Raw genomic sequence first — 14,581 nt, 5'->3', positions numbered from 1 at the left:
CCGTTTTTTTTATGACTTGATGAACCCGCTGCGTGTCTCAAGCTATAGCGCGGTGTATGATGGATGATGATTGAGACACACCAAGATGAGGTAGCCAAATGAAACATTTACGAGAAGAGCTTTGGTTTAACGTGCCAGACCGTCGAGGTTATATCAATATCACATCAGAAGTTGAGGCTTTGGTACGCCAGAGCGGTGTGCAGCAAGGCCTGTGCCTAGTAAATGCTATGCATATCACCGCAAGCGTTTATATCAACGACGACGAACGCGGACTCATCGGCGATTATGATGATTGGCTGGAGAAGCTCGCACCATTCAATGCCAGCGGTGAAGTGTATCGGCACAACCGGACCGGTGAGGATAATGCAGATGCCCATATGAAGCGGCAGATCATGGGACGCGAGGTTGTGGTGGCCATTACCGATAGCAAGTTGGATTTTGGGCCGTGGGAACAGATTTTCTATGCTGAATTTGACGGTCGGCGGAGAAAAAGAGTGCTGGTCAAGATCATCGGCGAGTAGAATAGATCTGTGGGCCATTCGGGGGTTAACAAACATGATTGGGTTTAAGCGTACTGCACGTAGCCGTATGCTTTGGACGCCTTTAGGTGAGGTGCGAATGCGACTCGTCGGCGGTAATGATTTTATGAAGATTCGAGTGGGACGCTGGGCGAGTAGGCTCTGGGGTCTTGCTGCCTGTGCGCTGATCGCGCTGGGGCTGTGGTCGCGGTGGTTTCATACTGGTTGGCAATTACAGCTTGGTGGATGGTTGGTCGTGGGGGTCTTGCTTTTGATGTGTGGGGTATACGGTGTGATCGAACTTGATGGTTACAACCGTGAGCTTAGACGGCGGTGGTTACTGTTTGGATTTCTACCGCTTTGGATGAAGGGGCATGGGTTTGATGACGCACGACGGGTGGTGGTCCATTGCAAAAGTGTTGGTGCGGAGGATCAATGTGACGTGTGGGAGGTATATGTCGAATTGGTGAGTGGTAAGAAGGTTCGGCTACAGCGGTATGAGGCTTGGAGCGAAATGCAGCGTGTGGAGATGACGACATTAGCGCGAAAAGTGAGTGATATGATGGGGGTGCCGATGTTATGTGGCGGTGATGTGCTCGAAGAATGGGAAGAAGAAGAATGGTGGGGATAAAAGTCTTTGTGAGTGCGATTGAAAAAAGTGATATAGTTCCTTGGGGTAGGAATGCATGAGAAAACGGCAACCGATTGGTTGCCGTTTGTTGTTTACTTATGGTCGGTCATGTCAGGCGCTGATCTTTGTGACCTTAACCTTGATGTATGACTGGCGATGGCCCATGTTGCGTTTGTAACCCTTGCGGCGTTTGAACTTCACAACATTGATCTTCTCATCGCGTCCTTCTTCGAGGACGTCTGCTTCAACCGAAGCGCCAGCGAGTACGGGCTCACCGATCTTAGCTTCACCTTCGCCGCCGACGAGGAGAACCTTGTCGAAAGTGATGGAAGCTGTGTCTTCAGCGAGTTCGCGCTTGTCAATCTTGATGACGTCGCCTTCTGAAACTTTGATTTGCGTGCCGCTGTCTTCGATGATCGCGTACATCAGTCAACCTCTCTGGTTGGGATAGTTTATCTAGAATAGAGTGGAGTCCCGCTGGGGAACTCAGGTGAGCCAAATAGTTTAGCTACAATCGTGAAAATGTCCAAATTGGAGCTGTATGTGTGATCCCAGTTGGATTCGAGGGTGATCAGCCGTCCCAGCGACGTGAACTTAATTCATTGCATGAAATGGGATTACATTAATCGTTGACAGTCTCATCCTGTGGGCAGGGGGTCTCAAGGTCATAGGTACGCCGCCGCAGCCGCACTGCGACCCGTGTCGGCATCAGCACCGCCTGCCGGATGTTGGAATAGACCGAGGTCGTCATGAATCGCAGCGTGTCTTTCACTGGCGCCGCCTTAGAGTCCTCAATGCCCCAAATCAGTGGAAGCGAGAATACGCGGATCACCGAAGCCAGAATCAATAGAAACGCCAGATAACTGTAGGTGCGATCAATCAGGGGCAGCGTGAAGGTGAAGTCGCCCATGTATTTCGTGATGATGGTGGCCATGATGCCTGAGAGCGCACCAGCCACCGCAGCGCAGATCGAATTCACCGCCACATAAACAGATCCTTTGGATCCTGTGCCGGAGATTCCGATGAGGATGTTGAAATTTGCCAAATCAAAGCCCGGGTAAGCCGCCACCGCGACCAGCACGAAGAGATAACCCGGAACATATGCCGGGATAGGAAACTCACCAACGTATGGCAAGCTGACCATGAACAAATCGCCGGGCATGCACAAGAGCCAACCGAGTGGACCGATGATGCAAAGAAACACGGTGATAATCATCACCGGTTTTTTGCCGACGCGGTCCATCAGCTTCCCCCATGCTGTTTGCACCAGCCCCGAGATGAGCAGGGGGATGGTCACCAGCAACAGGTTGGCTACCCAGTTTTCCAGCTTCAGCGACTCGAAGGCATACAGCCAGATGTATTGACCAATGTAGCCGATCGAAAAGATAAAGATGATGTTGAATGCGAGATAGTATCGAAAAGATTTTGATTTTAAGGGTTCAGATAAACTCGATAGCCAGTTGTATGGTTCTTTTGGCGCCGGTTTATCCGGCAAGATCAGTCTCGCATAACCAATCACTTCAATCACGCCAAGCAATCCTGCAATCATAAACACACTGCTTGTTACCATCAGCAAAATTTGCGGCGGGTTGCCCGCCTTCTCCACAACATCCAGCATCCAGCCTACCGCAAGCGAGGCAAACACTCCGACAAGCATGCCTACCGATCGTCGCTTACCTAAAAATCGCCCACGGATTTTGTCCGGCACAAGATCCGCCATCCAAGAGATCCAGCCCGGTGTCGCACAGTGCATGGCCGCCCACGCAAAAAACACAAGCAACAGCATCATTGGCCACGTCATCTCTAACGGCAGCACCCATGGCAACAAACCCACCACAACCCAACACGAGCGTGATACCAGCGCGCCGATGATGGTTGTTCGCCGACGAAAGCTGTGCTTCTCCATCATGTAAGACGCTGGTAACTGAAGCAGTGCGCCGATGAATGGCAAGGCCGCGAGGATACCGAATGCCGCTTCGGGCATCCCAATGCCTTGAGCGAACCGCGTGAGCGCCGCACCGGTAATTGTCCAAAGCCAGATTGAGCCGAGGAGCCAGAGTCTATTTAGTTTGAGAAGGTCGCGTCGAAGATTACTCGGCAATTTGGTGGGCCGAGTCATGGTTGTAGCTGGCAAAACACACCGTCCCGAGGCCGTGCCTCTGTGATGCTGCGGGTCAGGCAGCATTGAAGCGGGGCATTATGACTTTGACTGGAAAAGAAACAAGCCCCTAACCCGACAGAATGTGCTTTTTTTTCGACGTGTGGCGGTGGCGCAGCACGGCAGGGGCGGATTATGTTGTTTTGGCGCATCATCTGGTGCAGTGTGAAAAGTGGAATTCGCGCGACATGTATTAATGTAAGTGGTTTATATTAAATAGATTACAAATTTAGAATGCCTCACGGATTTTCTGGCATGCCCCTTGCGAATGTATTCCTATCGCCCGGAAATGAGACGCCGGAAAGATTGGCTGAGACACTGATAATTAATCGAATAGATGACGAGGGATCAGGGGAAGAGACCTGATCAAGGGAATTTGAGATCCGACCCAGGATGGGGAGAGGACAGGGTGGGGATAAGATGGTGTCGGCAGATGGGAATTGAGGCGCCCACCTGTCTGACAACAGAAGCATGATGAAGTGAGACGCGTGATGCTTCGTAATCGCCCGGTATTTGGAAAAGAGAACAGAGGTGCTTGAATTGAGACGCAAGCACCAACGAGTGGAAAGAGAATCGCGATCGCTCGGACATGGAAAAGAGAACGCGGGGCGGCGGAGAGAAAGCATAGGAAGGGGAGATTGCGAGGGCTAAGGGGGAGCAGGGTTTTGTTTTCTTGAACAACCAGTCGGTCACGTGTTTTTGAAAGAAAGTATGTGGCATTGCAAAGCGTATTGAGACCACGCGATGCGGGGAAGAAGATGAAGGACTATCAGCGGCAGCATAGGGAAAGCTGCCAGACCCCATCTCTGATGCTTGGCCAAGCCTGCTGAGTCGTTGGAGAGAATTGGAGAGACGTCAATGAATTTTGTGAAGTACACCGCGATCGGTTTGTTTTGTATCAGTGGTTTTGCCGTCAGTGCCAGCGCTCAAGTTAGCTCGCAGCACTCACGCGTGTTTACCGTGCGCAATCAAAAAGCACGTGCGACACTAACCGTACAGAATCCCGGCGCGTATTATCCGAAGTACCATGAAGTCGCGCCGGATACGTTGGACGAATCGACGCAATTGGTTGAGCGCCGTATCGTCACACCTGACGCAACAGTCAGCAATGGTCTTGCGAAGCAACCGGTTTGGCCGGGCATGGCTGAAGTTCGCCGCGGCAGCATCACCGTGTTTATCGACCCGAATCAGGCCCGTTACGGGCAGCGTGACCGCGTAAACGCAGGGATTGACGAGAACAATGGGTTGCTCAAGGCGCAAAGATTATGGCGAAGCCTGAACAACAAACAACGCGTGTTCGTAATAAGAAATGAACAGGCAAGCGTGGATGCCAACGGTAAACGCATACAGCCACGTGGTGTGATCTACCTGAAAACACCACAGAAGTTCAAGCGGCTTAAGCCGCAAAAAGTGCAGCAGAAAGACGACAAGATTTTGTTGCAGAAAGCAGCGGTTGACGCACCTTCCAATGATGAAGGCTAAGCCAACAAGCTGTCACAACATTGACCCCTGATCGAGTGCGACCCGGCGTATCCTCTGCCCGGGTCGTGCTATTTTTTTAGGCGCTACTCGTGGCTGATTTCAGGTTGAAGCACAGGAATTGTTTGATATTGTTGCGAATTGAAGGTGGGTAGCGTTTGTCTATGTTGTTTAATTAGAGCCGCCCGGCGCAACGACCAACCTTGCCAATCAGAAGTTTGATTCGTGATTTGAATATCTAGATCGCGGATATGTTTCGCTAATGTTGCCTGTGACGGATGATCTTGCGGAAGATGATCATACAACCAGTTCATGGCCGGAAGCGCATCTGTACCAAGTGATGCTAAATAGTTGACATCAATCGCCACACCGCTTCCTGTGATTTCTTGGCAGTGCCGCACGTTGTAGTTGGCGATGATCGTGTCGAAGTTAAACAGGCTGGCAATCAGTAGCACGAGATAGAGATTGATGGCGTTGATCCGGACAAGCCATGTGTTGTGACGTGAGGTGGCGATCTTGATCATGAGTGTGATCAAACCCAGTGCGACAAGCAGCATCCATATTGCCGCCGCGACACGCCATCGTGAAAGCGAGAATACACCGATGTAAAGCGAAAGGCGGAAGATCGCGTTGGCGATCAAAAAGATGTTTTGGATGATCCAGAGATAAACCAGCCCGTTCAAAGCCTGACGAGATCGCGGAGAAAGCTGCTGAATACTTGGGCGAAAAGCGAGAATAACAAACAAGCCAGCCAATAACGCCGACCCGACCAGTGGATACGCGCCGCGGTGTGCATAGGACGCATAAGTCATCCCGTCGGGGAGTGCTGCTCCCATCCATAGATACCGCACGTCCATTGCGGTTTGCATCAAAAAGATGAGGTTGAACAGGATCAATGAACGCAGGATGATTGGTGGGCTTAACAGTTTTTGTGACAGACGCAGGGTTGGCGATCGTGATTCAAGGATAAAGGGGTGTGATCGGTGCGGCTTGTACCGGGCGCGAAGGAACGTATAGGCCAGAAGCCCCGTACTCACCCATAGCCCGATACGCAGCGGGGCAATCAGCTCGGTGATATGCGCAAGTTGTTCACTGAGATAATCAGTAACAAGCGTTAAATACTTCGACAGAATTGGATTGGCCGCTCGGAAGATGAGGATAAAAATAAAACCCATGATGAGTGGCAGGACCCAAAGGGCAACTTGGCGGAGGACGCGACCACGCGAGTTGGGGCATCGGTGCCGTGAGCGATACAGTTTCCATAAATCGTGACTAAGCCGAGTGAAATACAAGGCAACATACTGAGTAAACATTAATAAGATAGCTGATACTTTGGCGGGTAAATAGGTTTGTGTGGTGATCGACAGCAGCAGCAAAGAGAAGAAAGTCAATGTGATGGCCAGAGGGGACGGCTCTAGAATCATGGAGAAACATGCAATACCTGCGGTGATCGTGATCGCACATGTGGCGACTGATCGGGTTCGCATTGGTTTGCCGCTCAGCAAGATACACAGAAGCAATAGATAGCAGAACAGCCCGGCTGACCATCCGATGTTATGCCTATAGAACAGCAGGTCAGCAATATAAGCGGTTAAGCATGTAAGGGTAAGGGCAAAGAGATAACGCCGGCGCAGAGGGAGATTGGCTGCGGTCATGTTGAACCTCGGAAGCGGATTGTGATTGGGTTGTCTAAAATTTAATACGTTTAGATTGCCCGTTGGTTCACAAAAGACAGATCAATTTGAGATAATGGGGGGATGGATACAGATACGAACCATAAACATCGTGAATTGTCTGAGGACGGATCAAAGAGTCATGTGCGCCGTGCAGTGATTGCATTGCTGCTGCTTCTGCCGATACCAAGTCTCGGCACTGCTTGCGGCATGTACTGGCTTGAAGGTACCGCCATCGGGCAGGGCCTTTTCTTTATGAGCAAAATCTGGATTTTGCTCTTGCCGCTCGTATGGCATCTGTGGGTCGACAAACAGAAGATCAGCTTTTCACCTATGAAGCGAGAGGAAATCGGCAAGGGGCTCGCGCTTGCCGCGGTGATGGGAACCGTGATCTGTGCGATCATCTTCGGCGCTTACTATGGCTATGCAAAAGATGCGGTTGACCTAAGTTTGATCAAAGCGAAGGCGACAGAGATCGGCTTGGATAAGCCGATTTTTTATATCATTGCAGCGCTGTATTGGATCACGATTAACTCAGTGCTGGAGGAATATGTTTGGCGATGGTTTGTCTTCAAGAAGTTTGAAACATTTACTGGCGGAAAAATCGCTATTATCCTCAGTGCCTTCTTTTTTACTGTGCACCACTTCATCGCATTGGCTTCTTATTTTGACGTAGGATTGAATCTGCTTTGCTGCTTCGGCATCATGGTCGGTGGCATGAGTTGGTCTTGGTTATACCTAAAATACCGTTCAATCTGGCCAGGCTATTTGAGTCATACGATGGTGGATGTGGCAGTGTTCGCGATCGGCTATCTGTTGTTCTTCCACTAGAATAAGTGGTTTTAGGACGCATGAACAAAGCCCACAGATTGCTCTGCGGGCTTTGTTTGTTTTGTGGGTTGAGGATGTTCAGTGAAGAACACTTCCCGGAGAGTTAGCTAGCGAGTTCTGGGAACATCTTGTTGACGATGCCGACCAGTTCTTTGACTGCTGCGATGGAAGTATCCATGTAGCCTTTTTCAGCTTCGTCGAGTTCGAGTTCGAGAACCTTCTCAACGCCGCCAGCACCGAGGACCGCAGGCACGCCGACGAACAGGTCTTGAGCGCCGTACTCGTTGTTACCGCAGAACGCGGCACATGGCATGATGCGCTTCTTGTCTTTGATGATTGCTTCAGCCATTTGCACAGAGCCTGCTGCTGGTGCGTAGTAGGCAGAAGTGCCCATGAGCTTGACGATTTCACCGCCACCGACTTTCGCGCGATCAACGATTTCATTGAGGCGTGCTTCACTGATGAAGTTGGTCACAGGGATGCCGGAGATATTGGTGTAGCGGGGCAGTGGGACCATCGTGTCGCCGTGGCCGCCGAGGAGAAGGGCATTGATGTCTTCTACGGAGAAGCCGGTTTCCATGGCGATGAATGCTTTGTAGCGTGCTACGTCGAGGCAGCCTGCTTGGCCGACGATTTGGTTGGTCGGGAAGCCGGTCGCTTTCCATGCGGTGTAGACCATAGCGTCGAGGGGATTAGACACGAGGATGACGATCGCGTCAGGTGCGTGTTCTTTGATGTTTTCAGAGACGGACTTGACGATCTTGGCGTTGGTTTCGATCAGGTCGTCGCGGCTCATGCCGGGCTTACGCGGAAGGCCCGCGGTGACGATGATGACGTCAGAGCCGGTGATGTCTTTGTAGTCAGCGGTGCCGGTGATGTTTGCGTCAAAGCATTCGATCGGTGCACACTGGAAGAGGTCGAGCATTTTGCCTTTGACGGCATTTTCAGCTTGCGGGATGTCGAGCACGACGATGTCGCCGAGTTCTTTAGAAGCAGCCCACATGGCACAGGAAGCACCGACGTTGCCGCCACCGATGATGGAGATTTTTGCACGCTTTGGCATGACTGAGATCCTTGGTAAAAAAGGGTGTGATTGTCTTTATCTAATCAGCATGATAGGCATCTGGGAGGCGGCGGCAAGGCGGGGTGGAGGCGGAAGGCTGTTTTTTCCCGGTTATTTGCCGGATGTTTGCTGGATGAGGATTGTGATGTGCCCTTAAGGCGGCATAGTTTTGGTTTTCGGACTGGCCGTTCTGTTAGTCGGGAAAAGGGCTTCGTGAAGGAGAAATAAAAACACTCGCCGTTGAGCGAGTGCGATCGAGATAGTGTTTTGTGTGAGTTGGAAAGATGTGAGCAGGCAAAGTGTATTATCCACCAGCTTCCATGCCCTTCACTTTTTCAAGACGGCGTTCGTGGCGTTCTTCGCCTGAGAACTTGGCTCCAAGAAACGCACGGACAAGTTCATTAGCAACTTCTACGCCAACGATGCGAGCACCCATGCAGAGGACGTTCATAGCGTCGTGTTCCACGCCTTGATGAGCCGAGTAGGTGTCGTGGCAAACTGCGGCACGGACGCCTGTGAGCTTGTTGGCCGCGACTGATGCACCAACGCCAGAGCCGCAAAGCAGCACACCACGATCGGCTTGTCCGTGTTGGATCGCTTGTCCCATGTAGCGTGCAAAGTCTGGGTAGTCATCAACTTTGTCGTATTGGTGAGCGCCAAGGTCGATCACTTCGTGGCCGAGAGATTTGATAAGTTCAGCAAGCTCTTGCTTTAGTGGGAATCCGCCGTGGTCACAAGCAATGGCGATTTTCATGAGGGTGCTCCGTGAAGTGCCCGTTTGGGCGATAGATGGGGCAGGGTATTGATTGCCCGTCATAGGATCGTCGAAATCCGCACGCGGGGATGATTGAATCCGCCGTCATTTTACGCGCAGGATAAATGATGTGCAGCAGTTTATATCAGAAATGCCATGGGTTCGCAGCCTACGAAGTGCCTTTTTGATGCTTATGCAGGTTGCGATTCGGGGTTCGTTCCAGTGGTGCTTTGCCCTGTCGGTTCTAGGCCAACGTGACGATGCAGGGACCAAAGTCCGATCATGCCGAGTAATGCAAGATTGGCAAACAGTAGTGGTGCGAAGATAGGTGCCCCAAAGACGAAATCTTCGAAGATGTTCTCCGATCCACTGTTATAGTCAGCTTTGAAATGAAGGAGGAATCCCAAACCGCCCACGCCCATCTGCAGCAGCATGATCGCGATACAGAAGTTGAGGTAGGCTTTGCTCACTTTGTTCCAGAGTGCGGGGAACAGCACGCCAACAGCGAGGGCAGCTGCAATGACCGGAATCCACTCTGTGATGAGGAAGAAGCCATTTTGGGCATGATCAAGGACCGACAGGACGAAGTTGCCGAGGAACCCGCCAAGTGCTAAGAAGACAGTCCAGTGTGACCACTCGATGTCGTCTGCTTTTACGGTGCGGTTCATAATGATCAGCAATCCGATGCCAGCATAAGAAAGCGGCGCGACAAACGGTGCGGAATAGACCAGCTTTTGCAGAGTGAATTCAGCAAACAGGCTGGATTGCAGGTGCAGGAGCATTCCAACGATGCCGACGATGATACTGAGCGCACCAACAATGTTGCCGACAACTTTTGAAAGTCCTTGTGTGGGATCAAATTTGCAGATGATCATCACAAGCAGCAGCAGCATTGAGCCGACAGCCGAGAAGTAGAACGGGATCCATTCGGTCCATTCGTGAAAGTCATTCACTGAGTGTGCGAAGTAGATGTCAACCGTGAGGAACGCGAGGTTCGACCAGACGAACAACTCGATGAAACCTCGGGGTGAAAAGATCGATCGCATCAGTGAGACAGGCGAGGCCGCATCTTTATTCGCTTGCTTGTTCATGTGCTTTTGCTTTACGAAGTTCTTTGGCGTATTTATCCAGCTTTACCTGATAATGCAGTAGTTCATAATTGCCGTGCCACTGCACGAAGTCGGCTCCGCCCATGAAGGCGCCATGTTTTGCCGTGCGTCCGTAGTAGTGCCACATGTCAAAATATGCAAAGTCAATTTCCTGGCTGAATGGTGGGTGATCAAGCAGCCCTTCTTCTTTCAGGTCAGACATAAGCGCTTGCGCTTTGCCGATTTTCTCATTGGTTTCATAAACAACGGCTTCGGCTTCTGCATAGAACTTGTCGGTGTGACTTTGCGTGTGGCACTGGTTGCAAACTTCCTTCATGTTGGCTTGGCCACGGACATAGTGCGATCGCTTCTGGCTGACCGGTGCATAGAGGAAGAACGAGAGTCGTTCGGTGGTGTCGTGCGTGGCCTTGAGATTATTCAAGCCAGACATGTGACAGGTAGCACAAGTCGGCACGGGCATATCATTGGTAGTGAGTGTGCCTGGCTTGGCAGTCATATTCATGTGTGGACGTTGCTGGTTGAAGAGCACGCCGTGCTTGGATTCATTATAGATTTCGATCTGTGAGTGGTCGGGACCCATGTGACATTGGCCACAGGTTTGTGGAAGGCGAGCCAGTTCAACCGAAGCGGCGTGCCGTGCGTGACAAGCGGTACAGGTACCGATGGAGCCGTCAGGATTTGGCTTACCAACATCGTGACAGGATGCACAGCCAGACTGAATCGCCGCCGGTCCTTCGAGCAAAGCAAGTTTATTGTGAGGACGTTTCACCGTCCCTGGGTGATAGGTTTCGGCGTACTCGATTTGCTCTGGCGTGAAGTCTTCCGAGCCGGCAACTGCTGCCCATGCCGGTGCCGCGTGTCGTGAGCGGAGGAACTGGCCGTACTGCTCGGCATGGCACTGTGTACAGTTTAGTGCGGTGAGATTTTCTGCGATGGTGAATCCGCGGTGTTCGACGGGTGTTTGATTGCCTTGAGGTTGGTGGCAATCCAAACAGGTGATGTTAGCCTTGGCATGACCAGACGTACTGTACTCATGCACGATGGCACCCGTCTCCTTCTCGTGGCACTCAGCACACTTACCCGAAGCACGGATAAGCGCAGCAGTTGGCTGCTGTGTGTGCTGTACAGGTCGTTGCCGGTTGACTAGAAGGACAACTACAAGAAGTGCAGTTGCAATAATGACCGCTGTAAAGATGGCTCGAAATGTCACGGCGAAACTCCAGGTCCAAGAGACGTCACGGGATCAAATTCAAACAACTCGCTAAATATTAAAACAATCACTCGACATGCTGTGAGAACAAACACACGGCTGCCAATCAACACAGGTGGGATGCTGGCGGCGAAGCTCAGCGTGCGCTGTGCGGATCATACTAAATGTACAACCCCAGTGCGCTCAGTACTTCTATTTAAAGAAAAAAAACTCTTTAATACAACTTAATTTTCAATTGTGGATAAAAGTTTTGTCTTGTTAATCGTTTGTTTGCATGAACTTGAGAATTGGAATCATTTTGCTAATTACTTCATATAAAAATGGAAATAGAAAAACCGCCGGACAGAACTACTTTGTCCAGCGGTTATTGGGTTGAGTGGTCGGTTTTAAATCACGTCAAAGTTCAGACATGATGAGTCTGCTTTACTTGCGACGACGCAGGGCGACAAGACCGCCGAGGCCGAAGAGTGCGAGTGAAGCAGGTTCTGGAACATCTTCCACGACGAAGTTGTCGAAGACGCCGAAGGACAGATCAGCGTTGTCAGAGACAGAGCTGAAGAGGTCAGCGTAAACAAGACCAGCTTGGCCTTCAACGGCAACGGCTGAGCCGATGTTGCTGTCGAGTGTAACGATGTCAACGCCATCGATGGACCATGTCACGGTGCCTGCCACGCCATCGACGATACCGACGAAGGTGTGCCATGCAAATCCAGCTGCGCCAGCGCGAAGGTTTGGTGGGTTGAAGGTGCCAGTAGGATTGTCAAATTCATCCAAGATTTCCGAGCCAGCTTGCTGTGAGTAGTTTGTTTGCTGGAGTGCGGGTGCTTCATCGCCGATTGCACCGTGGCTGAAAATTGGCACGAGTGCATCTTGGTTTTGGCTTGTGACGGCGTATTGACCGCTTGCGAGGAACTGTTCGCTGGTGTTTTTGTAGCCACGGATGTCGCGTGATGAGCCACCGTCACCGGTAAGCAGCAGTGCTGCGCCGTTACGGCCAGTGGTGGTGCCATCATGGCCAACGGTGCCACCGATGAATTCAGTGGAGCCGCCGCCGCCACCTGGGAATGGACCATTCACATTTGCCCATGCATCGAAGCTGACTTTGTAAGCGCCGGTGAAGCTAGCAGTGGTGACCACGGCTGCCGATGCTGCTGCGCCATTAGCCAAGTTAGCGCCCATGCGTAGGCCGAGGGTGTCGCCACCGTTTGGAGCAGCTGCAATCCCCATGGTGCTGTAGTCGAAGCCGAAAGTGACGGAAGTATCAGCTTCTGAGACGTCGGTGAAGCCAGCGCTTGTACTTAGGTCTGATGAGAATAAAACGGCTGCTTGCGTAGAACCTGCAAAAGCAAGACCTGCCAAAAGTGCACTTGTGGTAAACATTTTCTTCATAGAAATACCTCTCTCTTTGAAATGTCTCCGATCTCCTCGTTCTTTCTTGCGACGACGATTGCAAGCAGAACGCTTTATGATCTGATGGGTGAAATTAAAAGTTCGTGTAAGAATTGCACTTGATGTGCGTATAAACACTTAATTAAAAACACTTAGTACGGAACGACGTGTTTATATTACCTCAAGAAAGGATCGCGCCAATTAAAATTATAGAACTTATGTTTATATCCAAGCCTAAATACGTGAAGTGTTCGATTGTAATAGTTAAATTAATTAGGATCTGTCGAGGGTTATGTACGGGATATATCTGCGTTAATACTTGTTAAACAATGAGATACGGTTTTTTAATTAGCGAATTGTGTTACGAAGTATCTTATAGATTTATTTGTACGCTGTTGCGAAAAAATATTTTAGACGAATCTCGTTCATTTATTTTTAAAGATTAAATGGTCTGTATTTGTAAGTATTTGAACTTACGCTGTTTGCTATTCATAAGTTGCACGTAATCGCTGTCGGGTAGTAAAAAAACCGCCGAACTGTTTTATGCAGTCCAGCGGCTATTGGGTTGAGTGGTCGGTTTTAAATCACATCAAATTTCAGACGTAATGAGTCTGCTTTACTTGCGACGGCGCAAGGCGACAAGACCGCCGAGTCCAAAGAGTGCGAGAGAGGCAGGTTCTGGAATATCTTCCACGACGAAGTTGTCGAAGACGCCGAAGGAAAGGTCGGCATTATCAGAAACCGAACTGAACAGGTCTGAGTAGGTTAAACCTGCGCGGCCTTCGACGGCCACGGCGTCACCAATATTACTGTCGATTGTGATAATATCGACACCATCGATAGACCACGTTACTGTGCCAGCGACACCGTCGACAAGAGCTGAGAATTGGTGCCATTCGAAGCCACCGGAGCCAGCCCCGAGATTGCCAGTTTGTTGTGCATAGTTTGCTTGCTGGAAAGCGGGTGCAGCTGCGCCAACATCGCCTGGAAGATCTTCAACACCATCACCGCCGTCATGTCCGAAGATGCCCCAGAGTCCGTCATGATTGTTGCTTGCGATGTGATATTGGCCGCTGGCAATGAATTGTTCACTGGTTCCTTTATAGCCACGTACATCACGTGATGATCCGCGGTCGCCGGTCATGATCATGCTGGCACCATTTTGGCCTAAAGTTGATCCGTCGTGGCCAACAACGCCACCAATGAATTCGGTTGAGCCGCCACCGCCACCTGGGAATGGGCCGTTGACATTTGCCCATGCGTCGAAGCTCACTTTGTATGCGCCCGTGAAGCTGGTGTTCGTTACAACTGATGCGGTTGCGGCTGCGCCACCTGCAATATTTGCACCTAGGCGGAGGCCAACAGTGTCGCCACCACTTGGAGCGGCAGAGATGCCCATGACGCTGTAATCAAAACCAAAAGTGACGGAAGTGTCCGCTTCTGAGACATCGGTGAAGCCAGCGCTTGTGCTCAGGTCTGATGAGAATAAAACGGCTGCGCTTGCTTGTGAGGCAGCGAAGGCAAGTCCGGCTGCGAGGCTTAATCCTAAAGTTGTTTTCATTGCTGTCATCTAGTGTTCCTCTCTCGGATGTGAATGACCCCTCCTGTCTCCTCGCTTGTGGACGGGGTCAAACGACACACAAGCAAAACACAAAATGCGTAAATGCCACAACAAATGGCCAAGCACCGGAAGTTAGGTTGTCGGGATACAATTTTTGGTTGACGGTTTATCTCAGAGGAAATGCGGTCTGAGGTTTACAATTAAG

The 14,581-nt window shown here is 50.8% G+C and carries 13 protein-coding genes; 4 read left to right on the top strand and 9 right to left on the bottom strand.

Going from position 1 to position 14,581, the window contains the following annotated elements:
* The first annotated feature begins 98 nt into the window (after nt 1–98).
* Together ACQ6WK_RS12535 and ACQ6WK_RS12530 are read left to right on the top strand one after the other, a co-directional pair.
* Nucleotides 99–521: a secondary thiamine-phosphate synthase enzyme YjbQ gene (locus tag ACQ6WK_RS12535; RefSeq protein ID WP_432797721.1), complete on the top strand. Its 423-nt coding sequence runs from the start codon at nt 99–101 to the stop codon at nt 519–521.
* Between the two features lie 34 nt (nt 522–555).
* A complete protein-coding gene (locus ACQ6WK_RS12530) occupies nt 556–1,149 on the top strand; it encodes a hypothetical protein (RefSeq protein WP_432797720.1) in 594 nt (197 codons plus the stop codon).
* A 111-nt stretch (nt 1,150–1,260) separates the two neighbouring features.
* Here the strand turns inward: ACQ6WK_RS12530 and rplU are convergent, their stop codons facing one another.
* Together rplU and ACQ6WK_RS12520 are read right to left on the bottom strand one after the other, a co-directional pair.
* Nucleotides 1,261–1,575, bottom strand: a complete 315-nt coding sequence (gene rplU, locus ACQ6WK_RS12525) for a 50S ribosomal protein L21 (RefSeq protein ID WP_432797719.1) — start codon at nt 1,573–1,575, stop codon at nt 1,261–1,263.
* Between the two features lie 196 nt (nt 1,576–1,771).
* Nucleotides 1,772–3,268 carry an MFS transporter gene (locus ACQ6WK_RS12520; RefSeq protein ID WP_432797718.1) on the bottom strand — a complete coding sequence of 499 codons (1,497 nt, stop codon included), beginning with the start codon at nt 3,266–3,268 and terminating at the stop codon, nt 1,772–1,774.
* 897 nt (nt 3,269–4,165) lie between these two features.
* Between ACQ6WK_RS12520 and ACQ6WK_RS12515 the strand changes: the two genes are divergently transcribed.
* A complete protein-coding gene (locus tag ACQ6WK_RS12515) occupies nt 4,166–4,789 on the top strand; it encodes a hypothetical protein (protein ID WP_432797717.1) in 624 nt (207 codons plus the stop codon).
* A gap of 83 nt (nt 4,790–4,872) precedes the next feature.
* On the opposite strand, the gene ACQ6WK_RS12510 is transcribed toward ACQ6WK_RS12515, so the two are convergent.
* Entirely contained in the window at nt 4,873–6,273 is a 1,401-nt protein-coding gene (locus ACQ6WK_RS12510) for a DUF4153 domain-containing protein (protein ID WP_432797716.1), read from the bottom strand.
* 270 nt (nt 6,274–6,543) lie between these two features.
* Between ACQ6WK_RS12510 and ACQ6WK_RS12505 the strand changes: the two genes are divergently transcribed.
* Nucleotides 6,544–7,290, top strand: coding sequence for a CPBP family intramembrane glutamic endopeptidase (locus ACQ6WK_RS12505; protein WP_432797715.1), 747 nt, complete (start codon nt 6,544–6,546; stop codon nt 7,288–7,290).
* 103 nt (nt 7,291–7,393) lie between these two features.
* Here ACQ6WK_RS12505 and mdh read toward each other — a convergent pair whose 3' ends face one another.
* From mdh to ACQ6WK_RS12475, 6 genes are all read right to left on the bottom strand, one after another.
* Complete coding sequence (gene mdh, locus ACQ6WK_RS12500) at nt 7,394–8,353, bottom strand: malate dehydrogenase (RefSeq protein WP_432797714.1); 960 nt, start codon at nt 8,351–8,353, stop codon at nt 7,394–7,396.
* A 304-nt stretch (nt 8,354–8,657) separates the two neighbouring features.
* On the bottom strand, nt 8,658–9,107 hold the full coding sequence (rpiB, locus tag ACQ6WK_RS12495) for a ribose 5-phosphate isomerase B (protein WP_432797713.1): 450 nt from the start codon (nt 9,105–9,107) through the stop codon (nt 8,658–8,660).
* Nucleotides 9,108–9,298: 191 nt separating this feature from the next.
* Nucleotides 9,299–10,198 carry a hypothetical protein gene (locus ACQ6WK_RS12490; protein ID WP_432797712.1) on the bottom strand — a complete coding sequence of 300 codons (900 nt, stop codon included), beginning with the start codon at nt 10,196–10,198 and terminating at the stop codon, nt 9,299–9,301.
* Nucleotides 10,179–11,426: an ammonia-forming cytochrome c nitrite reductase subunit c552 gene (locus ACQ6WK_RS12485; RefSeq protein WP_432797711.1), complete on the bottom strand. Its 1,248-nt coding sequence runs from the start codon at nt 11,424–11,426 to the stop codon at nt 10,179–10,181. The genes ACQ6WK_RS12490 and ACQ6WK_RS12485 overlap by 20 nt, the downstream gene beginning before the upstream one ends.
* Nucleotides 11,427–11,849: 423 nt before the next feature.
* Entirely contained in the window at nt 11,850–12,815 is a 966-nt protein-coding gene (locus ACQ6WK_RS12480) for a PEP-CTERM sorting domain-containing protein (RefSeq protein WP_432797710.1), read from the bottom strand.
* Between the two features lie 616 nt (nt 12,816–13,431).
* Nucleotides 13,432–14,385: a PEP-CTERM sorting domain-containing protein gene (locus ACQ6WK_RS12475; RefSeq protein ID WP_432797709.1), complete on the bottom strand. Its 954-nt coding sequence runs from the start codon at nt 14,383–14,385 to the stop codon at nt 13,432–13,434.
* Nucleotides 14,386–14,581: the final 196 nt, after the last annotated feature.

It is taken from the genome of Poriferisphaera sp. WC338 (assembly GCF_050931845.1).
Lineage (GTDB): Bacteria > Planctomycetota > Phycisphaerae > Phycisphaerales > Phycisphaeraceae > Poriferisphaera.
The sequence above is the reverse complement of the archived record's forward strand: the minus strand, read 5'-3'. Positions and strand labels throughout refer to the sequence as shown.

Bases quoted from the DNA above. Each gene is read 5' to 3' on its own strand.
- ACQ6WK_RS12480 (WP_432797710.1), bottom strand. From the start codon at position 12,815: ATGAAGAAAATGTTTACCACAAGTGCACTTTTGGCAGGTCTTGCTTTT.
- ACQ6WK_RS12535 (WP_432797721.1), top strand. From the start codon at position 99: ATGAAACATTTACGAGAAGAGCTTTGGTTTAACGTGCCAGACCGTCGA.
- rplU (WP_432797719.1), bottom strand. From the start codon at position 1,575: ATGTACGCGATCATCGAAGACAGCGGCACGCAAATCAAAGTTTCAGAA.
- ACQ6WK_RS12530 (WP_432797720.1), top strand. From the start codon at position 556: ATGATTGGGTTTAAGCGTACTGCACGTAGCCGTATGCTTTGGACGCCT.
- ACQ6WK_RS12505 (WP_432797715.1), top strand. From the start codon at position 6,544: ATGGATACAGATACGAACCATAAACATCGTGAATTGTCTGAGGACGGA.
- ACQ6WK_RS12490 (WP_432797712.1), bottom strand. From the start codon at position 10,198: ATGAACAAGCAAGCGAATAAAGATGCGGCCTCGCCTGTCTCACTGATG.
- mdh (WP_432797714.1), bottom strand. From the start codon at position 8,353: ATGCCAAAGCGTGCAAAAATCTCCATCATCGGTGGCGGCAACGTCGGT.
- ACQ6WK_RS12520 (WP_432797718.1), bottom strand. From the start codon at position 3,268: ATGACTCGGCCCACCAAATTGCCGAGTAATCTTCGACGCGACCTTCTC.
- ACQ6WK_RS12515 (WP_432797717.1), top strand. From the start codon at position 4,166: ATGAATTTTGTGAAGTACACCGCGATCGGTTTGTTTTGTATCAGTGGT.
- rpiB (WP_432797713.1), bottom strand. From the start codon at position 9,107: ATGAAAATCGCCATTGCTTGTGACCACGGCGGATTCCCACTAAAGCAA.
- ACQ6WK_RS12510 (WP_432797716.1), bottom strand. From the start codon at position 6,273: ATGCGAACCCGATCAGTCGCCACATGTGCGATCACGATCACCGCAGGT.
- ACQ6WK_RS12475 (WP_432797709.1), bottom strand. From the start codon at position 14,385: ATGACAGCAATGAAAACAACTTTAGGATTAAGCCTCGCAGCCGGACTT.